General features: G+C 69.0%; 27 protein-coding genes. 3 read left to right on the top strand and 24 right to left on the bottom strand.

The features are described from left to right. Positions 1–33 precede the first annotated feature (33 nt). Positions 34–477, top strand: a complete 444-nt coding sequence (locus ACK4JY_RS09160; RefSeq protein ID WP_409604909.1) for a very short patch repair endonuclease — start codon at positions 34–36, stop codon at positions 475–477. Here the strand turns inward: ACK4JY_RS09160 and ACK4JY_RS09155 are convergent. From ACK4JY_RS09155 to ACK4JY_RS09135, 5 genes are all read right to left on the bottom strand, one after another. Continuing rightward, positions 441–2,375: an ATP-binding protein gene (locus tag ACK4JY_RS09155; protein ID WP_409604907.1), complete on the bottom strand. Its 1,935-nt coding sequence runs from the start codon at positions 2,373–2,375 to the stop codon at positions 441–443. The two genes, ACK4JY_RS09160 and ACK4JY_RS09155, sit on opposite strands and share 37 nt — an antisense overlap. Positions 2,376–2,440: 65 nt before the next feature. Beyond that, positions 2,441–3,478, bottom strand: a complete 1,038-nt coding sequence (locus ACK4JY_RS09150) for a quinone-dependent dihydroorotate dehydrogenase (protein ID WP_409604905.1) — start codon at positions 3,476–3,478, stop codon at positions 2,441–2,443. Next, positions 3,469–3,825 (bottom strand): DUF952 domain-containing protein, encoded by a 357-nt coding sequence (locus ACK4JY_RS09145; RefSeq protein ID WP_409604903.1) that lies wholly within the window; start codon positions 3,823–3,825, stop codon positions 3,469–3,471. The genes ACK4JY_RS09150 and ACK4JY_RS09145 overlap by 10 nt, the downstream gene beginning before the upstream one ends. After that, the gene (locus ACK4JY_RS09140) at positions 3,822–4,325 is read right to left on the bottom strand and encodes a SixA phosphatase family protein (RefSeq protein ID WP_409604901.1); all 504 of its coding nucleotides are present in this window, start codon (positions 4,323–4,325) and stop codon (positions 3,822–3,824) included. Before ACK4JY_RS09140 ends, ACK4JY_RS09145 begins: the two co-directional genes overlap by 4 nt. 61 nt (positions 4,326–4,386) lie before the next feature. Then, entirely contained in the window at positions 4,387–5,127 is a 741-nt protein-coding gene (locus ACK4JY_RS09135; RefSeq protein ID WP_409604899.1) for a class I SAM-dependent methyltransferase, read from the bottom strand. Positions 5,128–5,171: 44 nt separating this feature from the next. Between ACK4JY_RS09135 and gloB the strand changes: the two genes are divergently transcribed. Further along, positions 5,172–5,894, top strand: a complete 723-nt coding sequence (gloB, locus tag ACK4JY_RS09130; protein ID WP_409604897.1) for a hydroxyacylglutathione hydrolase — start codon at positions 5,172–5,174, stop codon at positions 5,892–5,894. Here the strand turns inward: gloB and ACK4JY_RS09125 are convergent. The 7 genes from ACK4JY_RS09125 to ACK4JY_RS09095 form a co-directional block, all read right to left on the bottom strand. Then, a complete protein-coding gene (locus ACK4JY_RS09125) occupies positions 5,891–6,634 on the bottom strand; it encodes a DUF4908 domain-containing protein (RefSeq protein ID WP_409604895.1) in 744 nt (247 codons plus the stop codon). The genes gloB and ACK4JY_RS09125 overlap by 4 nt on opposite strands. Before the next feature lie 99 nt (positions 6,635–6,733). Continuing rightward, on the bottom strand, positions 6,734–7,459 hold the full coding sequence (gene phbB, locus ACK4JY_RS09120) for an acetoacetyl-CoA reductase (protein ID WP_409604893.1): 726 nt from the start codon (positions 7,457–7,459) through the stop codon (positions 6,734–6,736). A 218-nt stretch (positions 7,460–7,677) separates the two neighbouring features. Next, entirely contained in the window at positions 7,678–8,736 is a 1,059-nt protein-coding gene (locus tag ACK4JY_RS09115; RefSeq protein ID WP_409604891.1) for an NAD(P)-dependent alcohol dehydrogenase, read from the bottom strand. A gap of 60 nt (positions 8,737–8,796) precedes the next feature. Then, complete coding sequence (locus ACK4JY_RS09110) at positions 8,797–9,546, bottom strand: DUF72 domain-containing protein (RefSeq protein ID WP_409604889.1); 750 nt, start codon at positions 9,544–9,546, stop codon at positions 8,797–8,799. Between the two features lie 24 nt (positions 9,547–9,570). Then, a complete protein-coding gene (locus ACK4JY_RS09105) occupies positions 9,571–9,948 on the bottom strand; it encodes a VOC family protein (protein ID WP_409604887.1) in 378 nt (125 codons plus the stop codon). A gap of 190 nt (positions 9,949–10,138) precedes the next feature. After that, on the bottom strand, positions 10,139–11,500 hold the full coding sequence (locus ACK4JY_RS09100) for a glutamate--cysteine ligase (RefSeq protein WP_409604886.1): 1,362 nt from the start codon (positions 11,498–11,500) through the stop codon (positions 10,139–10,141). Between the two features lie 53 nt (positions 11,501–11,553). After that, positions 11,554–12,315, bottom strand: a complete 762-nt coding sequence (locus ACK4JY_RS09095; RefSeq protein ID WP_409604884.1) for a 16S rRNA (uracil(1498)-N(3))-methyltransferase — start codon at positions 12,313–12,315, stop codon at positions 11,554–11,556. Positions 12,316–12,372: 57 nt separating this feature from the next. On the opposite strand from ACK4JY_RS09095, the gene ACK4JY_RS09090 reads away from it, so the two are divergent. Next, positions 12,373–12,909, top strand: a complete 537-nt coding sequence (locus ACK4JY_RS09090) for a DUF4334 domain-containing protein (RefSeq protein WP_409604883.1) — start codon at positions 12,373–12,375, stop codon at positions 12,907–12,909. Position 12,910: 1 nt separating this feature from the next. Here ACK4JY_RS09090 and ACK4JY_RS09085 read toward each other — a convergent pair whose 3' ends face one another. The 12 genes from ACK4JY_RS09085 to ACK4JY_RS09030 all read right to left on the bottom strand — a co-directional run bounded on the left by ACK4JY_RS09085 (position 12,911) and on the right by ACK4JY_RS09030 (position 22,555). Beyond that, positions 12,911–13,165, bottom strand: coding sequence for a Txe/YoeB family addiction module toxin (locus ACK4JY_RS09085; RefSeq protein WP_409604881.1), 255 nt, complete (start codon positions 13,163–13,165; stop codon positions 12,911–12,913). Beyond that, positions 13,162–13,416 (bottom strand): type II toxin-antitoxin system Phd/YefM family antitoxin, encoded by a 255-nt coding sequence (locus tag ACK4JY_RS09080; RefSeq protein WP_409604879.1) that lies wholly within the window; start codon positions 13,414–13,416, stop codon positions 13,162–13,164. Before ACK4JY_RS09080 ends, ACK4JY_RS09085 begins: the two co-directional genes overlap by 4 nt. Before the next feature lie 41 nt (positions 13,417–13,457). Beyond that, positions 13,458–14,621 (bottom strand): acyl-CoA dehydrogenase family protein, encoded by a 1,164-nt coding sequence (locus ACK4JY_RS09075; protein WP_409604877.1) that lies wholly within the window; start codon positions 14,619–14,621, stop codon positions 13,458–13,460. Between the two features lie 173 nt (positions 14,622–14,794). Continuing rightward, complete coding sequence (locus ACK4JY_RS09070; RefSeq protein WP_409604875.1) at positions 14,795–16,579, bottom strand: acyl-CoA dehydrogenase C-terminal domain-containing protein; 1,785 nt, start codon at positions 16,577–16,579, stop codon at positions 14,795–14,797. A gap of 4 nt (positions 16,580–16,583) precedes the next feature. Next, entirely contained in the window at positions 16,584–17,081 is a 498-nt protein-coding gene (locus ACK4JY_RS09065; RefSeq protein WP_409604873.1) for a MerR family transcriptional regulator, read from the bottom strand. 194 nt (positions 17,082–17,275) lie between these two features. After that, complete coding sequence (locus tag ACK4JY_RS09060) at positions 17,276–17,698, bottom strand: DoxX family protein (RefSeq protein ID WP_409604871.1); 423 nt, start codon at positions 17,696–17,698, stop codon at positions 17,276–17,278. 300 nt (positions 17,699–17,998) lie between these two features. Continuing rightward, entirely contained in the window at positions 17,999–19,414 is a 1,416-nt protein-coding gene (locus ACK4JY_RS09055; RefSeq protein WP_409604869.1) for a protein adenylyltransferase SelO, read from the bottom strand. A 49-nt stretch (positions 19,415–19,463) separates the two neighbouring features. After that, positions 19,464–19,901 carry a Na+/H+ antiporter subunit G gene (locus ACK4JY_RS09050; protein ID WP_409604867.1) on the bottom strand — a complete coding sequence of 146 codons (438 nt, stop codon included), beginning with the start codon at positions 19,899–19,901 and terminating at the stop codon, positions 19,464–19,466. Beyond that, entirely contained in the window at positions 19,898–20,179 is a 282-nt protein-coding gene (locus ACK4JY_RS09045) for a K+/H+ antiporter subunit F (protein WP_409604865.1), read from the bottom strand. Before ACK4JY_RS09045 ends, ACK4JY_RS09050 begins: the two co-directional genes overlap by 4 nt. After that, the gene (locus tag ACK4JY_RS09040) at positions 20,176–20,667 is read right to left on the bottom strand and encodes a Na+/H+ antiporter subunit E (RefSeq protein WP_409604863.1); all 492 of its coding nucleotides are present in this window, start codon (positions 20,665–20,667) and stop codon (positions 20,176–20,178) included. The genes ACK4JY_RS09045 and ACK4JY_RS09040 overlap by 4 nt, the downstream gene beginning before the upstream one ends. After that, positions 20,664–22,205 (bottom strand): monovalent cation/H+ antiporter subunit D, encoded by a 1,542-nt coding sequence (locus ACK4JY_RS09035; RefSeq protein ID WP_409604861.1) that lies wholly within the window; start codon positions 22,203–22,205, stop codon positions 20,664–20,666. The genes ACK4JY_RS09040 and ACK4JY_RS09035 overlap by 4 nt, the downstream gene beginning before the upstream one ends. Further along, entirely contained in the window at positions 22,202–22,555 is a 354-nt protein-coding gene (locus ACK4JY_RS09030) for a Na+/H+ antiporter subunit C (RefSeq protein WP_409604980.1), read from the bottom strand. The genes ACK4JY_RS09035 and ACK4JY_RS09030 overlap by 4 nt, the downstream gene beginning before the upstream one ends. Between the last annotated feature and the right edge of the window lie 2 nt (positions 22,556–22,557).

Here is a 22,557-nt window from a genome sequence, read left to right as displayed (position 1 = left end):
CGCGGCCGCTCGCTGCTTGAGCGCGGATTGCCGATGACCACCGACGTCTTCTCCCCCGAAAATCGCAGCGCCGTGATGCGGCGGGTGAAGGGCCGCGACACCGCGCCCGAACTGGCCGTGCGCCGCATTCTGCGCGCGGCCGGCATCGGCTACCGTCTCGGCGGCGCCGGCCTGCCGGGGCGACCCGATCTGGTCATGCAGGGCCGGCGCGCCGTCGTCTTCGTGCACGGCTGTTTCTGGCATGGCCATGACTGCGCCCGCGGCGCTCGCCAGCCCAAGGCCAACGCCGCCTACTGGACCGCCAAGATCGACCGCAACCGCGCCCGCGACGCGGCGTCGCGCGCGGCGCTGGAGGCGGGGGGCTGGCGCGTGGTCACGGTCTGGGAATGCGGAATGAAGGCCGGCGACTTCCCCGCCCGGCTGGTCGCCGGGGTCCGCGGTCAGGCGGCGGCGGACTCGGCCTCGTCTTCGGCCTGAGCCATGGTCATGACGTGGTTGACGGCTCCCAGCAGCATCGGGGCGGTGATCGGCTTGGGCACGAAATAGGTCATGCCGGCGTCGGTGCAGGCGGCGATGTCTTCGGGCGCGGTGTCGGCCGTCACCGCGATGATCGGCGCGGCGGCGTTGGGGCCGCCGCCGGCGCGGATGCGGCGGGTGGTCTCGCGACCGTCCAGCTCGGGCATCCGCACGTCCATGAAGATCAGGTCGAAGCTGGAGGTCTCGCAGATTTTCAGCGCCGCCATGCCGTCGGCGGCGGTGGCGATGTCGCAGCCCAGTGGCTGCAGGATCAACTGGATGGCGCGGCGATTGATGTCGTGGTCGTCGACGACCAGCACCCGCATCGGACGGTCCTCGTCCTCGCCGGCGCCGGCCTCGCCGGTCGGCGCCGTGACGTCGGGCTGAACCCGCGGGGCGGCCTCACGGGCCTGCGACGGAGCCAGCGCTCGGGGCGCATCGGCGGAGGGCCGGGTGGCGGTCGACAGGGCCCGGGCGATGGCGTGGCGGCTCTCCCGGTTGAACTCCGGTGTGACCGCGGACCCGGCGTTTCCGGCTTCGAGCCGAAGAGCCAGGGTGAAGCTGGCGCCCTGACCGGGGGCGCTGCGGGCCGTCAGACGGCCGCCCATCAGTTCGGCCAGTTGCCGGCTGATCGCCAGCCCCAGTCCGGTGCCGCCGTGCCGGGAGCTGACGCCGTCGGCGGTCTGGTCGAACGGGGTGAACAGACGGCCCAGCTGGCTGTTCGACATGCCGGGGCCGGTGTCCGACACCTCGATCAGCACGGCGTGGCCGCCGCTGTCCTCGGGCCAGGCCGTCAGACGCAGGGTGATGGCGCCCTCGGCGGTGAACTTCACCGCGTTCGAAATCAGATTGTTGAGCACCTGACGCAGACGCATCGGATCGCCCCGGACCGCGCCGGGCGCCATCGCCGCCCCCTCGATCCGAAGCTTCAGCCCCTTGGCACGGATCGGTCCGCGCCAAAGGCGGGCCGACTGGTTCAGCAGTTCGCGCAGATTGAAGTCGACGGTTTCCACGGTCAGATGGCCGGCCTCAAGTTTGGCGTGGTCCAGCAGATCGTCCAGCAGTGCCTTCATCATATAGCCGGCGTCGCTGATCAGCCGGGCCTGGGCGCGGGCGGAGCCGTCCGTGGCCCCCCGCTCCAGCTCGGCGGAGCCGGTCAGGATAGCGCTGATCGGGGTGCGAAGATCGTGGCCGACGATGGCCAGAAAGGCGCTGCGACCCTCCATGATACGCTCGGCCGCGGCCCGCTTCTCGTCCGCCTGGACCCGCGCCGCCGATTCGGCGACCCGCGCCTGGTTCATCCTCTGCCAGGTCGACAGGCAGTAGGCGATGAACACGGCGACGGCGATCGAAGCCGCCGTGAGAAAGGCCGGCGAGGCGCCGAACGCGGCCATGAAGAAGGGGGTCGAGGCCAGATAGAGAAATTGGGGCGTCACCGTCAGGACAAGGACGGAGGTCGAGCGCGGGGCGTTGATCATCGAATAGATCGCCCCGGACGACAGCATCATGGCGGCGCAGATGCCCCCCATGGGGCCGCCCACGATCCACAAAGGCACGGCCAGGCTGCCGAAATACCCCGCGTTGGCAACCAGTATGAGGTCGCCGGCGAAGCGTCGCAGGCCATGCAGGCGCTCGGTGCGGCCGCTGTTGACCGGGCTGAAGATCCACAGGTCGATCAGCTGGACCGCGAAATAGCCCAGCACCCAGCTGACCCCCACCGACCAACCCAGCAGGGGGCTGAACACCAGGGCGCAGGCCGCGGCCATGCCGAGCCGCTGCACCAGCGCCTTGCGTCGCTGGCGGATGGCTCCGGCCCAACTGTCGACGGCGGCGCGCATCTCGGCTTTGGCGTTCGCCATGCGACTCCCCCGGACCGGGCGAATTCGCCCGGGCGGCATCATGCCGAAATGGCCCTAACGCTCCGTCAACGGGCGGTTCCGACGGCGGCTCCGACTGTGGAGAACCCGTCGGCCCGCAGGCGCGCCGCCAGATCCCGTTTGATCCGCCCGATCAGGCCGGGCCCCTCATAGATCAGGGCGCTGTAGACCTGCACTGCCGAAGCCCCGTCGCGGATGCGGGCATAGGCCTCGGCCCCCGAATCGACGCCGCCCACGGCGATCAGCGGCAACCGCCCGGCCGAAGCGGCGGCCGCCGCGCGCAGGGCCGCCGCGGCCCGGTGTTTCAGCGGCGCGCCCGACAGGCCGCCGGCCTCGCCGCGCAAGGGCGACATCAGCCTATCGGGCCGGTCCAGCGTGGTGTTGGATACGATCAGCGCGTCGATGCCGTGGTCCAGCGCGGCCTCGACGATCAGGCCGATCTCGGCCTCGGTGAGATCCGGCGCGATCTTCAGGAAGACCGGCGTGGCGTCGCCGCCGCGAACCTCCGCCAGCCGCCCCAGCAGGTCGTCCAGCGCGGCCCGTCCCTGCAGATTGCGCAGTCCCGGCGTGTTGGGCGAGGAGACGTTGACGGTGACATAGTCGGCCAGGCCTCGCAGCCGCGTCAGTCCGGCGACATAGTCCGCGGCGCGGTCTTCGGTGTCCTTGTTGGCCCCCAGATTGGCCCCGACCACGGCCCCGCCCGGCCGCTTCACCAGATGGGCGGCGAAGGCCTCCAGCCCGGCGTTGTTGAACCCCATGCGATTGATGATCGCCCGGTCTTCCGCCAGGCGGAACAGGCGCGGGCGGGGATTGCCGGGCTGCGCCCGCGGCGTCACCGAGCCGCATTCGATAAAGCCGAAGCCCAGTCGCGACAGGCCGTGCAGCGCCTCGCCATTCTTGTCCAAGCCAGCCGCCAGACCGACCGGATTGCTCAGGCTCAGGCCGGCGAACGAGGTCGCCAGCACCGGATCGTCCGCGCCCGGCGTGGGCAGCGGGACCATCTTCAGGGCGCGTATGGCCAACTGGTGCGCGGTCTCCGGATCGAGCCGGCGCAGGGCGGCGGCGGCGAAGTCGGTCAGGGCCATCCGACCGCTCCATCCTCAAACGCCATCACCCCGTCGTCGCGGACCGACAGGGCGCGTTCGGCGGTGACGGCGGCCATCGGCAGGGGGCCGTACAGGTGCGGGAACAGTTCGCCTCCGCGCGACGCCTCCCACCTCAGGGCCGGGCCCAGCCGCGCCAGCTCCACCGTCGCCAGCACCAGGTCCGGCCGGCCGGCGTAGTGTCGGCGCGCCGTCTCCGCCACCTGACCGGCGCTCGACATATGGATGTAGCCGTCGACGCGATCGACCGCCGAGCCGGCATAGGCGCCGGCTCCTCGCGCCGCCTCCCAGTCCGCCCGCTCGACCAGCTTGTAGGCGACCCCGCTCATCCGGTCGCCAGATCGCGCGGCTGCAGATAGCCCTCCAGCGTCGGCCGTCCGGCGACGTCGACGCCGAAGATGGCGGCCGCCCCCGGCGGGAATCCGCCGCTCATGCGGTCCAGGATCGACGGGGAAGCGGCCCCCTCGACCAGATATTCCACCGCCAGCAGATGGATGCCCGGATTGTGCGCCACGACCATCAGACAGCCGGCCTCGTCCTCGGCCGCCTCGATCAGGCGCCGAAGGGTGTCCGCCTCGCCATTGTACAAGGCCGCGTCGTCGCGGACCTGAACGTCGCCGAAGGCGTCATGCAGCAGGTCCCAGGTCTGGCGCGTGCGCTTCGCCGGCGACACCAGCGCCAGATCCGGGCGCAGGCCGCGCGCCGCCAGCGCCCGACCCATGGCGGCGGCGTCGTCGCGTCCCCGGGCCGCCAGCGGCCGGTCGCGGTCGGAGCCGGGCCCCGGCGCCCGTTCGGCCTCGGCGTGCCGCATCAGGATCAGTCTCTGCATGCCCGCCCTTTAGGGCCTGTCGGTCCGGCTGCAAAGCGCCCCCGGGGCGGATCAGGGCGGCTCAGGTCCCGCCGCGGCGGTTGCGCGACGCCGGATGGGGGGCGAAGCCGGGGTTCAACACAGTCGAGGCGGCCACGGCGCTGCCCGGGTGGACGCGGGCGTAGGCCCGGCGCGTCGCCTCCAGCAGGATGACGCCGGCGCCCCCCGGCATGAGGCGCCGGCCGACCTGTTCGAAGCCGTCGGCGAACGGCAGCAGCGGCCCCCAGGGCGGCACATACAGGGTCTGCGACCAGGCCGTGGGCTCCAGCCCCGCTCCCCGCACCAGCTGCTCCAGCTGGCGGCGGGTGAAGGGCCGGCCGTGGCCGAACGGGGTGGCCTCGACCCGCGACCACATCCCCCCGCGCGCGGCGGCGACCAGAATGATGCGCCCGGCCGGCGACAGCGCCCGCACCGCCTCCTGCAACAGACCGGCCGCGTCGTCGGCCTCTTCGAGGGCGTGGATCAGCAGGATGCGGTCGAAACTGCCCGCCGCGAACGGCAGGCGGCGCTCGTCGACCAGAACCGTGCGGTTGCGCCCGACGGACGGCCACGGCTCGACGCCCTGACCGCCGGGCATGGCGGCGACCACCCGTCGCGCCCCGACGAAGGCGTCCAGCCAGGGCGTCGCATAGCCGATCCCCAGCACGTCGCTGTTGGTCGCTTCCCCCCAGGCGTCCTCCAGCCGTCGCGCCAGCAAGCGGCGCGCAAGGGTTCCGGCGGGTTCGCCGTAGAAGGTGCGAAGGTCCTCGATGCTGCGCCGCATCCGCTCACCATAGGCCGGGGCTCGGGCCGCTGCTACAAGGCGGCATGAGCCTCGATATACGCCTGTTTCCGTGCCTGTCCGACAACTACGGCTTTCTGGCCCGCGACGTCGCCACCGGGGCGGTCGCCGCGATCGACACGCCCGACGCCGCCGCGGTCCTCGCCGACTTGGATCAGTCGGGCTGGGGCCGCCTCGACCTGATCCTCAACACCCACTGGCATCCGGATCACACCCAGGGCAATGGCGCGGTCAAGGCGGCGACCGGCTGCGCCATCGTCGGACCGGAGGAGGTGCGCAAGGCCGCGCCGCTGGACCGGATCGTCCGTGGCGGCGATGTCGTTCGGCTCGGCGACACGGCGCTGGAGGTGACGGACACGCCCGGCCACACCCTTGGCCACGTGGTCTACCGCGACGCCGCCGGGGGCCATGCCTTTGTCGGCGACGTCCTGTTCACCCTCGGCTGCGGACGTCTGTTCGAAGGCACGCCGGAGCAGATGTGGGACAGCCTGCAAACCCTCGCCGCCTGGCCCGACGAGACCACGATCTGGTGCGCCCATGAATATTCCGCGGCCAACGCCCGCTTCGCCCTCAGCCTCGACGACCGGCCGGAAATGGCGGCGCGCGCCGCTGAGGTATTCGCCGCGCGCGAGCGGGGAGAGCCGACGGTTCCGACCACCCTGGGAGCGGAAAAGGCCTTCAATCCCTTCCTGCGCGCCGCCGACCTCGCCGGGTTCGCGGCGCGGCGCGCGGCCAAGGACAGTTTCTAGCGGGGCAGGATGGCGCGGATTACCCGGGCCGAGGACGGGCGCCCGGCCAGGCCTTCGTCCGGATCGACGGTGACCGTCAGCCGACCGCGCGAATAGGTCACCCCGGCGCGCGGGCCCTCGACGATGGTGATGCTGCGCAGATCGGCGATGTACTGCCGGGCGCTCGGCGAGCGGGCGATGCGGACCACCGACTCGGTGGTGACGATCATCGCCTCGACGCACAGGGATTCAGACTGGTCGCCGTCCAGATTGACCTCGACCAGCCGGCCCACGGCCTGACTGACGAGGGCGCTGCGCTGGGCCATCAGGCGGAACAGCAGCACCGGACCCAGCGTCGGCGGGCTCAGGCTCGGGCCGGAGCCGTTGAAGGAGGCGGGCGACCCCCCGGGCGCGCCCGGCGTATAGACCGTCATGCCGCCGCCGGGGGTCACCCTCAGCACCTGCTGGCCGGCGTCGTTGCGATAGATGACGTCGCCGCGCGGCGCGGCGCTGGGCCGCAGCACCCAGGTCTCGTCGCGGCGGTCGAAGCGCAGCAGCGGGTGGCGGCCCGACCGGTCGAGAATGAAGCCCTCGCCGGACTCGGCGACATAGCGGCCCACGGGCGGCAGGCTCGGGGGCTGCGGCCGCCGGTCGCGCAGGCTCTGGCTTTCTTCGGCCTGGACATTGCCGCGGATCTGGGCGGCGGCTTGCGGGGCGAACGACAGCAGCGAAAGCATCGCCGCCGCGAGGGCGATCGCCATCGCGGCCGGAAGCGGCCGTCCCGCCGTTCTGACCCTTGCCGTCAACTCCATGTTGTCAGTCGTGGAATCCTTGCGCGGCGGATTTTGGGCGGCCGCGCCCTAGCCGACCAGATACTGACCGCCGTTCAGTGACAGGGTGCAGCCTGTGACATATCCGGCACGCTCCCCGGCCAGCCACGACACCATGTCGGCGATTTCCTCGCCTTTCCCGAGTCTTCCGACCGGGATCTGGGCGATGATTCCGGCCAGCACCTTCTCGTCCATGGCCCCGACCATCTCGGTGTCGATATATCCGGGCGCGATGCAATTCACCGTCACCCCCTTGCGCGCATTCTCCAGCGCCAGCGCCTTGGTGAAGCCGATCATCCCGGCCTTGGCGGCGGAGTAGTTGGTCTGGCCGATCTGGCCCTTCTGACCGTTGATCGAGCTGATGTTGACGATTCGGCCGAAGCCGCGATCGCGCATGCCGGTAATCACCTGGCGCGTCATGTTGAACACGCTATCCATGTTGACGCGAATGACGTCCGACCACTGGTCGGCGGTCATCTTGTGGAAGAAGCCATCGCGGGTGATGCCGGCGTTGTTGATCAGGATGTCGACCGGCCCCAGCTGGTCCTCGACCTCCTTGACCGCGCGGGCGCAGTCATCGAACGAGCCGACATTGCCCTTGACGATCGTGACGCCCAGTTCGCGCGCCGTGGCCTCGGCCGCCTCGACATTGCCGGAATAGCCGGCGGCGACGGACAGGCCGTCCTCCTTGAGGCGCTGAACGATCGCCTTGCCGATGCCGCGGGTGCCGCCCGTCACCAGAGCCACTCGTGCCATGTGCGTTTCCTTGTCCCTTGGAGCCCCGTCTGACGCGCGGCCTTCAACCCATGCTTAGCCGGATGCCGGTTGCGCGGGAAGGGTGGCTGGTGGTTAGTGGCCAGTGGTTAGTGATTGCAGCGTCACGGCCTGCGGAAGGGCGGCGCTGGCCGCACCGTCACACAGGCGCTCGCCAGCCACTAACCACTAACCGCTAACCACTAACCACTAATCAGACCCTAGATCCGCGACATATCCAGCACGAACCGGTACCGCACGTCCGACTTCTCCATCCGCGCATAGGCTTCGTTGATCTGGTCCGGGGCGATCACCTCGATGTCGCAGGCCAGGCCGTGCTCGGCGCAGAAGTCCAGCATCTCCTGGGTCTCGCGGATGCCGCCGATCAGCGAGCCGGCGACGGACCGGCGGCGCCACAGCAGGCCCATGGCGTAGACCGGCAGGCCTTCGGTGGTCAGGCCCAGCATGACCATGGTCCCGTCCTTGGCCAGCAGCTGGACGTGGTTGGCGATCTCATGCGTGGCCGAGACGGTGTTGATGATCAGGTCGAAGCTTTCGCCCGCCGCCTTCATCGCCGTCTTGTCGGAGTTGATCAGGAAATGCTTCGCCCCCATCCGCTCGGCGTCGGCCTTCTTGCGGTCGGAGGTCGACAGGACGGTGACCTCGGCTCCCATGGCCGCCGCCTGTTTGACCGCCATATGGCCGAGGCCGCCGAGGCCGATCACCGCCACCTTCGAACCCGGGCCCACCTTCCAGTGGCGCAGCGGCGAATAGGTGGTGATCCCGGCGCACAGCAGCGGCGCGGCCGCGTCCAGCGGAATGCTGTCGGGGATGGTCACGACATAGTTCTGGTCGACGACGATGGCGTTGGAATAGCCGCCCTGGTTGACCGTCTGCCCGACAGCCTCGCCCTTGGGGTCGGCCGAGCCATAGGTCTGGGTCATGCCGGGCACACAGTACTGCTCCTCGCCGTCGAGGCAGGGCTGGCACTGGCGGCAGCTGTCGACCATGCAGCCGACGCCGACGCGGTCGCCGACCTTGAAGCGGCTGACGTCTGCGCCGACCGCCGTCACCACCCCGGCGATCTCGTGGCCCGGCACGATCGGATAGCGGGTTCCGCCCAGCTCGTTCCTCGCCACATGCAGGTCCGAGTGGCAGACGCCGCAGAATTTGATCTCGATCGCAACATCGTCCGGACCCGGATCACGCCGGTTGAAGCTGAAGGGCGACAGCGGGGCGTCGCTGGAGGTGGCGGCGAAGGCGCGGGTGGCGATGGGCATGCGAAAGGGCTCCTTGGGTATGGCCTTCAGGTGAGGGCGCCGACCCGAAGGTGCAACGCGTCAGCCCAGCTTTTCGATCAAGGCCCGGGCCGCGGCGGGATTACGCACCTTCGCCCCGGCGATGAAATAGGCGAACACATCGCCGGTCTTGGCCCAGTCACGGGTCTGCCGGACGATGCCGTCCAGCTCCTGCGAGGTCATGCCGGTCGGCTCGTCCTCGCGGCTCGACATCAGCCGGGCGTAGCGGAAATCGGCGGTGTCCTGATCGATCGTCGGCCACTCCGGCGCCTCGTCGTCCTGGCCATAGACGATGGCCACGCCGTACCGGCGCGCGAGGTCGTAAAACTGTTCGGTGTCGAAAGTGCCGCTGCGCACCTCCAGGGCGTGGCGTAGCCGCACCCCGTCCTTCTCCTTCGGCAGCAGCTTGAGAAAGCCCTGGAAGTCGACCGGGTCGAATTTCTTGGTCGCCATGAACTGCCAGTTGATCGGCCCCAGCTTGTCGCCCAGCGCCGTCAGCCCCTCATTGAGGAACCGCTCCATCGACTCGCCCATGTCCGACAGCACCTTGCGGTTGGTGCAGTAGCGGCTGGCCTTGACCGAAAACACGAACCCGTCCGGCGTCTCGTCGCGCCACTTGATCCAGCTGTCCGGCTTGAACGTCGAATAATAGGTGCCGTTGATCTCGATGCTGGTCAGGGCTCGCGAGGCGAACTCCAGTTCGCGCTTCTGCGTCAGGTCCGACGGATAGAAGACGCCGCGCCACGGCTCATAGGTCCAGCCGCCGACGCCGATATGGATTTTGCCGGTCATGGAATGCGCCCTTCGAGGGCCAGCCTATCGACACTCAAACGGACGGTCGAGGGTCTCGCCGAAGGTCACGGCGAAGCCATTGGGATCGCGCACGGTCAGCTCGCGCATGCCATAGGCCTTGTCCTTCGGCCCGCAGATCACCTCCACCGTCGCGGGCAGGGCGGCATGCAGGGCGTCGACGGCGGGTATGCGGATATACAGGTCGGCGCTGGCTGGCGTGGACGCCGCCGGCCCCTGGCTCGTCCGCAGCATGACCCGCCCTGCGCCATAGGCCAGGTGGGCCCATTGCGCCGCCGCGTCGTGGGGATCGACATCCAGCACCTCGAAGCCGAGGGCTTCGTACCAGGCCAGAGAGGCCGGCACATCGGGCACGTGCAAGATGGGCGTCAGCGTCGGCGTCATGGGGGCCCCGGGGAGAGAGGAGCCGCACTTTTCGTCCAATGCGATTAACAATCAAGTGCGTCTTTCAGCGTTCGCTGATCGATTTTTCAGGACCTTGATCCGCTGCACCGCCCAGCCTCACCGCATGGATCGCCGCCCGGGCGAAAGGCGGCTCGGTAGCCCTGGCCGGGACGTCGGGCAGGCGGGCGGCCTAGTAGGCGAAATCACGGTAGATCCGACTGACATCGCCCTGCCAGTCGCCATGATACAGCTCCAGCAGCCGGTCGGCCGGGGTCACCCCGCTGTCGGCGATGTCTTCCAGCTCCGACAGATAGCCGCGCTCGTCGACCATGCCGCCCGAGAAACGGGCGCGGTTCTTCAGCCCGTGCCGCGCGATGTCGACCAGATCGACGGCCACGTCGCGCACCGATCGGCCCGCCACTTCCGCCTTCAGGCCCAGCCGGGTGACGTCGCGGCGCAGCCGCTCGTGGTCGGCGATGTCCCAGTCCTTGACCAGGTCCCAGGCCGCCGCCAGCGAGGGCGCGTCATACAGCACCCCGGCCCACAGCGCCGGCAGGCCGCAGATGCGGCTCCACGGACCGCCGTCGGCGCCGCGCATCTCCAGATAAGCCTTCAGCCGGACTTCTGGGAACAGGGTCGTCAGGTGGTCGGCCCAGTCCTTGGCGTTGGCCCGGTCGCCCGGCAGGGCGTCCAGCTTTCCGTCCATGAAGGCGCGGAACGACTGGCCCGACAGATCGACATAGCGGCCGTCGCGCTTGGCGAAATACATCGGCACGTCCAGCGCATAGTCGACATAGGACTCGAAGCCGAAGCCGTCGCGGAAGACGAAATCCAGCATGCCTGTGCGGTCCGGATCGGTGTCGGTCCAGACATTGGCCCGGGCGCTGAGGAAGCCGTTGGGCTTGCCCTCCGTGAACGGACTGCAGGCGAACAGGGCCGTGGCGATCGGCTGCAACGCCAGCGAGGTGCGGAATTTGGCCACCATGTCGGCCTCGTCCGCGAAGTCTAGATTGGCCTGGATGGTGCAGGTGCGCAGCATCATGTCGAGGCCCAGCGAACCCTTCTTCGGCATATAGGCCCGCATGATCTCATAGCGGCCCTTGGGCATGATCGGCACGTCCTCGCGCCGCCACAGCGGGTCGAAGCCGGCCCCGAGGAAACCCAGGTTCAGCTGGTCGGCGACCTGTTTGACCTCCATCAGATGGCGGCCGGTCTCGTCGCAGATGTCGTGGATGTCCTTCAGCGGCGCGCCGGACAATTCGAACTGGCCGCCGGGCTCGAGGCTGATCGAGGCGGTGTAGCCCTCGGCGTTCTCGCGCTCCAGGGCGATGACATGGCCGGCCTCGCGCACCTCGCGCCAGCCGAACCGGGTCAGACCCTCCAGCATGGCCTTGATGCCGTTCGGCCCCTCATAGGTCGGCCGCCGCAGCGTCGACATGTCGAAGCCGAATTTCTCGTGCTCGGCGCCGATGCGCCATTCGGATTTCGGCTTGGAGCCCTTCGACAGGGCGCCGATCAGGTCTGCGCGGGTAAGCGGTTCGGCGTCGATCATGCGGTGTTCCAGCCCCTCGTGTCGCCGCTAGATGGGCGGGCGAGGCGGCGGGCTCAAGCCCCATTCTGCTGCGGGGTCGATAAGCTGGCCCTGGGTTGGCGTTCCCAGTCCCCGACCGCCGCCTGCCACAGCGTCAGCGCCGCGATCGCGGCGGTGTCGGCCCTCAGGATGCGCGGCCCCAACGACACGGCGGTGGTGAAGGGCAGGGCGCGCAGCCGCTCGCGCTCCTCCGGCGAGAAGCCGCCCTCGGGCCCGATCAGGACGGCCCAGGGATCTTCACCCGCGGTCTGAAGCGCCGCCGTCGCCGGCGCGCCCCCGGTCTCGTCGCAGAACATCAGGCGCCGCCCGGCCTCCCAGCGGTCCAGCAGCTCGCCCAGCTTCACCGGCTCGTCGATCATCGGCACGTCGACCCGCCCCGTCTGTTCCGCCGCCTCGATGGCGATGGCGTCCAGCCGGTCCATCCGCACATGCTGGACCTGGGTCCGGTGGGTGACGACCAGCCGGATGCGCCGCACCCCCAATTCGGTCGCCTTTTCGACGGCGAACTCCAGCGCGCTCTTCTTCACCACGCTGATCAGCAGTTCGAGGTCGGGGCCGGTGGCCGGCGGCCGCACCTGCGCCTCCGCCTTCAGCACCAGGCCCTTTTTCAGAACCTCGGTGATGACGCACCGCCACTCGCCGTCGCGGCCGTTGAAGACCAGCAGGTCGTCCCCGATCTTCAGCCGCATCACCTGGCTCAGATAGCGCGACTGATCCAGCGTCGGCAGGACGGCGGCGTCGGCGGCGAGGGGGGTAGGGACGAACAGGCGGATCATGCCTTCTCCTAAACCGTTACCCGTGCTGCGTTCCACAGGATTGAGAGAGGCCGGACCATGCCGTGGTTGAAGATCTGGGCCGACGAGGGCCTGACCACCGCGGCGGCGCTCGACGCCTTCGACAGCCTGCCCGTCGTGACGCCCGAGGCCATGATCGGCTCATGGCGCGGCGGCGAACTGCCGACCGGCCACCCGCTGGACGGCCTGCTGGCCTTCTACGGCTGGCGCGGCAAGCGGTTCGTCGACGCCGAGCGGGTCGACCCGCTGTTGTTCGATCGCGAGGACGAGGTGCTGGCCCTCGATCCGGCCCGGCTGCCGCTGGGCCTGGCTCTGGCCCTGCCGCGCATCGCCCGCACCGACGCCGCGCGCGGCCTGTTCCGCCTCGTCCAGCCGCTGATCAGCACCCGTAAGCCCAGGGCCCGCCTGCGATCCGTGGCGCACCGGGGTCTGGTCTCGGCGGCGATGATCTACGACGACCTGCCGATCATCGACCATTTCCGCCAGATCGACCCCGACCGGGTGCTGGGCCTGATGGACCTGCGCCTGACGCCCGAGCCCTTCTTCTTCCTGCTAACGCGGGAGTCCCGGTCCTGAATCAATAGTGATACCGGCACTGAACGATCTCCAGTCCGGCGTCGGTTACCCGATACACCAGCCGATGTTCCTGATTGATCCGTCGCGACCACCAACCCCTCAGATCGCCGCGGAGGGGTTCCGGCATTCCCGAGCCGGTAAAAGGCGTGCGAGCGCATTCCTTGATCAAGCCGTTGACCTTCGCGAGAAGCTTTCGATCATTGTCCTGCCAGTGGAGGTAGTGAGACCACGCCCGGCCGGTGAACATGATGTTCATTCGATCAGATCGCGCACCACAACCTTGCCGGCATCAGCTTCGGCGATTGAGGCCAGCAGTTCGGCGCGGTTTGCCGGGCTCCGCAGCAGGTAATCGGTCTCCTGCCAAGACGCGAAATCCTCGAGCGACATCAGCACGGCGGCGGGCTTGCCGCCCTCGCGCGTGATGATCGTATAGTCGTGATCCGCCGTGACCCGCTCGATGTTCGCGGCGAGGTTCTTGCGGAGCTCGGTGACGGAGATGGCGTTCATGCATTCAACGTACGTCTTTGCGTACGTTGAATCAAGATCACCTACAGCGTGCGCGCGATCAGCAGCTTCATGATCTCGTTGGTGCCGCCGTAGATCCGCTGCACCCGCGCGTCCTTGTACAGCTGGGCGATCGGATATTCGTTCATATAGCCATAGCCGCCGTGCAGCTGCAGCATCTCGTCGATGACCTCGCCCTGGATGTCGGTGACCCAGTATTTGGCCATCGAGGCCGTCGCGGCGTCCAGCTTGCCCTGCAGATGCAGGCCCAGGCAGTGGTCGACGAACACCTTGGCCACGGTCAACTTGGTCTTCACCTCGGCCAGTTTGAACTGGGTGTTCTGGAAGTCGATGACCCGTTTCCCGAACGCCTTGCGCTCCTTCACATAGGCCAGCGTCTGCTCCAGCCCGCGCTCGGCCGCGCACACGCCCTGAACGGCGATGTTCAGCCGCTCCTGCGGCAGCTGCTGCATCAGCTGGATGAAGCCCTGGCCCTCGCCGCCGCCGATGATGTTCTCGCCCGGAACCTTCACATCGTTGAAGAACAGCTCGGAGGTGTCGTTCCCCTCCATGCCGATCTTGTGCAGGTTCCGGCCGCGCTCGAAGCCCTCGGCCCCGTCGGTCTCGACCACGATCAGCGAGGTGCCCTTGGCCCCTTCCGACGGATCGGTCTTGGCCACGACGATGATGAAGTTCGCCAGCTGGCCGTTGGTGATGAAGGTCTTGGACCCGTTCACCACATACTGGTTGCCCTGTTTGATGGCGGTGGTCTTGACCCCCTGCAGGTCGGACCCGGCGCCCGGCTCGGTCATGGCGATGGCGCCGACCAGTTCGCCCGACTGCAGCCGCGGCAGCCAGCGCGCCTTCTGCTCCTCGGTGCCGTAGTGCCAGATGTAGGGCATGACGATCGCATTGTGCAGCGAGATGCCGAAATGGTCCGCGCCCTTCCAGCCCAGCTGGCGCATCAGCACCACCTCATGCCGGTAGTCCCCGCCCATGCCGCCGTCTTCCTCGGGCATCGACAGGCCCAGCAGGCCGGCCTCGCCGGACTGGCTCCACAGTTCGCGCGGCACCGAGGAGTTGGCGATCCACGACTGCACCGCCTCAGGCGAGGCGTGCTCGTCGATCCATTTGCCGACGGAGTCGGAGAAGAGGACGATCTCCTCTTCCTGCATGAAATCGGGCTCGGGGACGTTGAGGACGTTCATGGGCATACGCTCAGCTTCACCCTCCCTCTCCGAGGGAGGGTGGCCACGCCGAAGGCGGGGCCGGGTGGGAGGGGCTGGGCGACGACGGCGCGGCTGGATAGCCGAGCCCTCCCCACCCCGTCGGCTTCGCCGACGACCCTCCCCCGAGGGGGAGGGAGATCATCAGTGCGTCTCTAGAACGCCTCCGCCGGCATCGCCATCAGCACTTCGGCGCCGGTCTTCAGCTTCGCCAGATGCGCCCCCGTATCGGGCAGGATCCGCTCCACGAAATAGCGGCCGGTCATCAGCTTGTTGGCGTAGAACGGATCGGTCGAACCGGCGTCGATCTGCTTCTGCGCCGCGATCGCCATCTGCGCCCACAGATAGGCCAGCGCCGTCAGGCCGAAGATGTTCAGATAGTCGGTGCTCGCGGCGCCCGCATTGTCCGGGTTCTGCATCCCGTTCTGCATCAGCCACATCGTGCCTTCCTGCAGCTTCTTCTTGGCGTCGGCCAGGCCGTCGACATAGGGCTTGATCGGGCCCTCGCCGCCGTTCTCCGACACGAAGGCGTCGATGTCGGCGAACCAGCTCATGATCGCGCGCCCGCCGTTGGCCGGCAGTTTGCGCCCGACCAGATCCAGCGCCTGGATGCCGTTGGCGCCCTCGTAGATCATGGTGATCCGCGCATCGCGCAGATACTGCGACGCCGGGAAATGCTCGGTGTAGCCGCTGCCGCCGTGCACCTGCATGGCCAGCGAGGCGACGTGGAAGCCCTTGTCGGTCAGATAGGCCTTCAGCACCGGGGTGATCAGACCCATGTAGTCGCGGGCCTTCTGCGCCTCGGCCTCGTCGCCGGAGTGCTGCAGATCGGCCTGCAGGGCGGTCCACAGGGTGAAGGCCTGGCCGCCCTCGACGAAGGCCTTGGCCTCCAGCAGCATGCGCCGCACGTCGGGGTGAACCATAATGGAATCGGCCGGACCTTCGGGATTCTTCGGTCCGGTCAGCGAACGGCCCTGCAGCCGGTCATGGGCGAACTCCACGGCGGCCTGATAGGCGGCCGTCCCGATCGACAGCCCCTGCAGGCCGGTGCCCAGCCGCGCCTCGTTCATCATCACGAACATGGCCGCCATGCCCTTGTTCTCGGTCCCGACCAGCCAGCCCTTGGCGTTGTCGTAGTCCATCACGCAGGTGGCGTTGCCGTGGATGCCCATCTTGTGCTCGAGGCCGCCGCAGGCCGCGCCGGCGTTGCGCTCGCCCAGCGAGCCGTCCTCATTGACGAACACCTTGGGCACGACGAACAGGCTGATGCCCTTGATCCCCGCCGGCGCGCCCTCGATCCGGGCCAGCACCAGATGGATGATGTTGTCGGTGAAGTCGTGCTCGCCCGAACTGATCCAGATCTTCTGGCCGGTGATGTTGTAGCTGCCGTCGCCGTTCGGGACGGCTTTCGTGCGGATCAGGCCCAGGTCCGTGCCGCACTGCGGCTCGGTCAGGTTCATGGTCCCGCCCCATTCGCCGGTCGCCATCTTCGGCAGATACATCGCCTTCTGCTCGTCGGAGCCGTTGGCGTTCAGACCCCAGTAGGCGCCGGCGGTCAGGCCCGGATACATCGAGAAGGCGGCGCTGGCCGCGGCCGTCATCTGGCCGAAGGCCATGGCCACGACTGAGGGCATGCCTTGGCCGCCGTGCTCGGGCAGGGCCGACAGGGCGGGCCAGCCGGCCTCGACCATGGCCTTGTAGGCTTCCTTCCAGCCGGTCGGGCCGGTGACCTTGCCGTTATCCCATTTGCAGCCTTCCTGATCGCCGACGCGGTTCAGCGGGGCAATGACCTCCTCGGCGAATTTTGCGCCTTCCTCGAGGATCTGGGTGACCAGATCGGACGAGACGTCGGCGAAGCCGGGCTGGTTGGCGTAGCGGTCGATCTCCAGAACCTCGTTGAGGACGAAGGTCAGATCGCGGACGGGCGCCTTGTAGGCCATGGACTTACGCTCTCGCTTTGAAGGGCTGGTGGATGGCGCCGTGGCCGTGGTCCGGATTGAGCCGGGCCTTCAGCAGATCGGCGTATTCTTCGGCGCCGGGCAGCAGGTCCGGGCGGTACTCGCCCAGCTTCCGCTCCATCACGGCGCAGGCTTCCTCGGCGGTCTCGATGGCCGCGTCGAGGTCTTCGCGTTGCTGTTTCAGCGCCGCGATCTGGGCCCGGTGGCGGCGCAGGGCGACGGCCATCTGGTGGGCGTTGTGATTGTCGTGGTCGTACAGATCCAGCATCTCCTGGATCTCCTGCAGCGAGAAGCCGATGCGGCGGCCCCGCAGGATCAGCTTCAGCCGCGCCCGGTCGCGCGCGTCATAGACCCGCGTCTGGCCCTTGCGGGCCGGCGTCAGCAGGCCCTTGTCCTCATAGAAACGCAGCGCCCGCGCCGTCGCCCCGAACTCGCGGCACAGCTGGCGGATCGAATAGGTGCGATGGTCGTCGGCGGTCGCCATTTCGGCAGATAAGCCGATCTTGACGTGGACGTAAAGGGAAGGTTCGGAGGGAGCGTGAGGGATTAGGGATTAGGGATGAGGGATTAGGGATTAGGGTTGAGGAATAGAGGTCCGGCGTGCGGGACGCCCGGACGCGCGGTGCGCGCCAACTCCTAATCCCTAATCCCTCATCCCTAATCCCTCATCCCTGCGCGTCAGCGGACTTCCCGCGCCCGCATCCACAGCATCGGCGCCGTCATGGCGATCAGCACGACATTGGTCACCGCCAGCCCGGTCTCCAGGCCCAGCGCGTGAACACCCAGCATGATCGTCTCCAGCGCCAGCAGGCCGGCGCCGGCGGTGACCAGCAGCGGGCGGCCGTGCTTCCACGACACCAGCGGGGCGAGGATCAGCAGGGCGAGCACGATCTCGGCCACGCCGAGGCCGCGCACCATGTTCTCGGACACCAGCGCCGGCCAGCGCATCAGTTCGATCAGATTGGCCATCGGCTCGCTCAGCTTGGCGTAGCCGGCGGCGACGAAGAACATCGCCAGCCAGCCCTGCAGCGTCCACAGGGCCAGATTGCGGTAGCTCGCGTTCAGGCGCGAGCGGGCGGGGGAGAAGACCTGAGTGTTCATTTTTTCTGACGCCCGGGGAGGGACGCTCATTCTATTGGCAACAGTGTCGATGTCGGATCGAGCGATCCATTCCGCAAGGGCGCGAAGCGAGGCCGTAACCATCCGTGACCGCCTTCTGCGGGACCCCGACGGCCAAAGCGTGGCCGTATCCATAATTCCCTGTAATGCGGACGGGGTTTCGGGCGCCTTAAGACCGGCGCCGGCTGACGGTTGAACGGGACGGGACACGGCGCGGCTTCCTGACGGCGCCGGACCATCCCGGCCCGGACTTCCTACCGCCGCCCTGTTGCCAGCCTGCTGTCAGCAGTCAGCCATACCCCAGGCCGCGCGCGCCCCGGCCAGCCGCGCCAGCTTGTCCCGGAACGCGCCCCAGTCGTCGTCCGCCTCGATCGCGGCCCAGATCGCCTCGACCTCGTCGATCAGCATCTCCTCGGGCTCGGGCGCCGCGAACATCGCATGCTCCAGCCGCTCGGGCCGGTCCGGCTCGTGCTCGAACAGGGCGAAGCGGAAGGCGTCGAAGGCCTCGCCCTGGTACAGCTTGCCGCGCGGCCCGCCCAGCGCCCGCGCCGACGAGGCGAAGCCGCCGAACCAGTCAAAGAACAGCGGCTCCCACCGCAGCGCCTCGCCGCCCTCGCGCAGCAGGGCCAGGGTCGTGTCCAGCAGCCTCTGGTCCGCCGCCTCGCCGAGACTCGACACCCCCAGCCGCGCCAGAAACGCCGCCCGCAGCTCGCGGATATAGGCCGGGCCGAACCCGTTCAGCGCATCGGTCAGCGGCTCCGCCTCGGCGACCAGCTTCAGCGCCCCGCCGAGCTGGGTCAGGGCCCAAAACACCGCCTCCGGCTGGCGCGCGAAGGCGTACAGGCCGAACTGGTCGAAATAGGCCGCCGTGAACCCCGGCTCATAGTGCGGCAGGAAGCGCCACGGCCCGTAGTCGAAGCTCTCGCCGGTGACGTTCAGATTGTCGGTGTTCAGCACCCCGTGGACGAATCCGGCCGCGATCCACCGCGCCGTCAGCCGCGCCGAGGCCTCGACCACCGCCCGCAGGAAGCCGGGCACGTCCCCCGCCGCCACGTCCGGGTGGTAGAGCGCCCGCGCATGCTCGACCAGCGCCTCGATCATGTCCGGCCGGCCGATATAGGCGGCGCGCTGGAAGGTGCCGAAGCGCACATGGCTGTGCGACAGCCGCACCAGCACCGCCGAGCGCGTCGGCGACGGCTCGTCGCCCCGCTGCAGCGCCTCGCCGGTCTCGATCAGGCTGAAGGCGCGGCTCGTCGGCACGCCCTGCGCCTCCAGCATCTCCGCCGCGAGCACCTCGCGCACGCCGCCCTTCAGCGTCAGCCGCCCGTCGCCGCCGCGCGACCACGGCGTCTGGCCGGAACCCTTGGTCGCAAGATCGAGCAACCGCCCGTCGGCGGCCCGCAGCTGCGCCGCCAGAAACCCCCGCCCGTCGCCGATGTCCGGATTGTAGGTGCGGAACTGGTGCCCGTGATAGCGCATCGCCACCGGCCCGGGCTGGCCGGGCAACGGCTCGAACCGGCCGAAATGGGCCAGCCACTCCGCGTCCGTCAGCGTCTCCAGCCCGACCGTCGCCGCCGCCCGGTCGTTGCGATGGCGCAGGAGGGTCCGCGGAAAATCCGCCGCCCGCACGGCGTCGCCATAGTCCTCCCCCAGATCGAAGAAGCGGGGGTCGGGGCGGTAGGCGGGGGCGACGGGCATGCCGGGCAAATGCCCACGACCGTCGAAGGCTGCAATGGGCGCCGCCGCCTCAGTCGACGCGGCGCGCCGGCGGGACCTGTTGCGGATCCGGTTCGGGGTCGTCGGCGGCGCCGTGATAGGTCGCCCAGTCGTCTTCGCCGGGCGGCCGCGGCAGGCCGGTGACGATGTCGTCGGCCGGGTTGGGATCGATGCCATGCCCCTGCCGGTGCAGATGCGCCTTGGCGATCATATTGGCCGACACCGGGGCGGTCAGGAACAGGAAGATGGTGATCAGCAGCTCGTGCGCCGACCAGGCCTCGCCGGTCGCCGGGAAATAGATCATCGAGGCGATCAGACAGGCCCCGACGCCCAGGGTGCTGGCCTTGGTCGGGCCGTGCAGCCGGGTCATCAGCGACGGCAGCCGCGCCAGACCCCACGAGCCGATCAGGATGAAGGCCCCGCCCAGCACCAGCAGCAGGGCGACGGCGATTTCGGCGAACAGGCTCATTCGACGATGTCCCCGCGCAGCAGGAATTTGCAGTAGGCGACGGTGCCGACGAAGGCGACCATGGCCAGCAGCAGGGCCGACTCGAAATAGGTCTGGGTCGCGTGCGCCACGCCGAACACGACGATCAGGGCGATGGCGTTGATGGTCAGGGTGTCGACGGCGAGGATGCGATCGCCCGAGGTCGGCCCGCGCACCAGCCGGTACAGGTTCAGCAGGATGGCCACGCTGACGCAGGCCAGGGCGAAGGCGAGGGCCAGGGACAGGATCGATCCGCTCATCGGAACACCTTCAGCAGCCGGACTTCATACCTCTGTTTCATCCGCGCGATCTCGGCCTCGGGATCGTCGACATCGAGCGCGTGCACCAGCAGGGCGCGGCCGTCGGCGGACACGTCGCTGGTCACCGTCCCGGGGGTCAGGCTGATGGTCCCCGCGAACACGGTGATGGCCTCCGGCGACCGCAGCTCCAGCGGCACCACCAGCCAGTGGGAGCGGATGTCGCGGTTGCGGCGGGTCAGGATCACCCAGGCGACCTGGAAATTGGCCACGACGATGTCCCACAGGACGATGCCGACATAGCCCAGCAGGGCGGAGCCGAAGCGGATCTTCGGCCGGTCGGGCCAGAACCGGCTGGTCGCCAGCGGCGCTGCCACCCCGACGATCACGGCGAGGAACAGGGCCCCGAAGGTGATCTCGTTGACCAGCAGCATCCAGACCACGCCGACGAGGACGCTCAGGGCCGGGTGGGGCAGCAGACGCCGGATCATCGCCGGCCTCCCGCGTCAGGACCCAGCACGGCGTCGATATAGCCCTGCGGTGCGAACAGCTGCGCCGCCGCCGCGTCTGTATAGGCGGTGACCGGCCCGGCCAGCACCGTCAGCCCGGCCAGCGCCGCCAGCAGACCGGCCGCCGCGGCCACGCCGGCGACATGTCCGCGCAGGGCCCGGACCGGGATCTCGCCCTCGATCTCCGAACTCTTCCAGAACAGCAGGCTGCCGGCCCGGGCGAAGGCCAGCACCCCGATCAGGGTGGTGATCAGGATCGTCCCCCAGATCCACGCCGCCTCCGGAGCCGCCCGCACCCCGTCGAGGATCAGCAGCTTGCCGATGAAGCCGGACAGCGGCGGCAGGCCGACAATGGCGATGGCCGCGAGGAAGAACAGGCCCGACAACACCCCCGACTGGCGGAACGGCGGGGCCAGGGTCAGGGAGTCGCCATGCTCGCCCCGGCGCCTGGCGATCAGGTCGGCGATCAGGAACATGGCAGCCCCGGCGAGGGTCGAATGCGGCACATAGTACAGCGCCGCACCCATCGCCTCGACGCGGAACACGGCGATGGCGCTGAGCAGCACCCCCATCGAGCCGATGATCGACCAGGCCGCCATCGCCCGTACGCCGCGCGCGGCGAACAGGCCGACGAAGCCGATGACCATGGTCGCCAGCGCCGCCGGCAGCAGCCACGGCCCGACGACGAAGGCCGCCGCCCCGGCGTCTTCGCCAAAAATCAATGTGCTGGTGCGGATGATGGCGTAGGCCCCGACCTTGGTCATGATGGCGAACAGGGCGGCGACCGCCCCGGTGGTGACCGAATAGGCCCCCGGCAGCCAAAAATGCAGCGGCGCGACCGCCGCCTTGAGCCCGAACACCACCGTCAGGATCAGGGCCGAGGCGGCGATCAGCCCCTGATCCCCCGGCGGGGCGGCGGCGACCTTGACCGCCAGATCGGCCATGTTGAGCGTGCCGGTGACGCCGTACAGCAGGCCGACGCCGACGAGGAACAGGGTCGAGCCGACCAGATTGATGACCACATACTGCACCCCCGCCTTCAGCCGAGCCGCGCCCTGACCGTGCAGCAACAGGCCGTAGGAGGCGATCAGCAGCACCTCGAAGAAGACGAACAGGTTGAACAGGTCGCCGGTCAGGAAGGCGCCGTTCAGCCCCAGCAGCTGGAACTGGAACAGCGGGTGGAAATGCCAGCCCTTGCGGTCCATGCCGGTGGCCACGGCATAGGTCATCACCGCCGTGGCCAGCACCGCCGTCAGCAGCAGCATCATCGCCGACAGCCGGTCCAGCACCAGCACGATGCCGAACGGCGCGCGCCAGTTGCCCAGCGCATAGCTCTCGGTCGTCCCGCCCGCGGCGTGAACCACCAGGGCGGCGGCGATGCCGACGAGGGCCAGACAGGCCCCCAGGGACACCAGACGCGACGCATCCAGTCGATGCCGCAGCATCAGCACGCTGGCGGCGCCGACGATCGCCGGCAGCACCACGGCCGCCACGACCAGCAGGGAGATGGCGGGGCTCACGATCCGCCCTCCGCATCTTCAGGGCCGTCCACATGGCCGTCGACCTGGTCCGCGCCGGTCTCGAGATAGGTCCGTAGCGCCAGCACCACGACGAAGGCGGTCATGCCGAAGGCGATGACGATGGCTGTCAGCACCAGGGCCTGGGGCAGGGGGTCGGTATAGGCCTCCGCCGCCTTGTCGTAGATCGGCGGCCGGTTGATCACCAGCCGTCCCATGGCGAACAGGAACAGGTTGATGGCGTAGGACAGGAAGGCCAGCCCCAGCACCACCGGGAAGGTCCGCCCACGCAGCACCAGATAGACCCCGGCGGCGGTCAGCACGGCGATGGCCGAGGCGATCAGCAGCTCCATGG

Source organism: Brevundimonas sp. (assembly GCF_046295595.1).
Taxonomy (GTDB): Bacteria; Pseudomonadota; Alphaproteobacteria; order Caulobacterales; family Caulobacteraceae; genus Brevundimonas.
The sequence above is the reverse complement of the archived record's forward strand: the minus strand, read 5'-3'. Positions and strand labels throughout refer to the sequence as shown.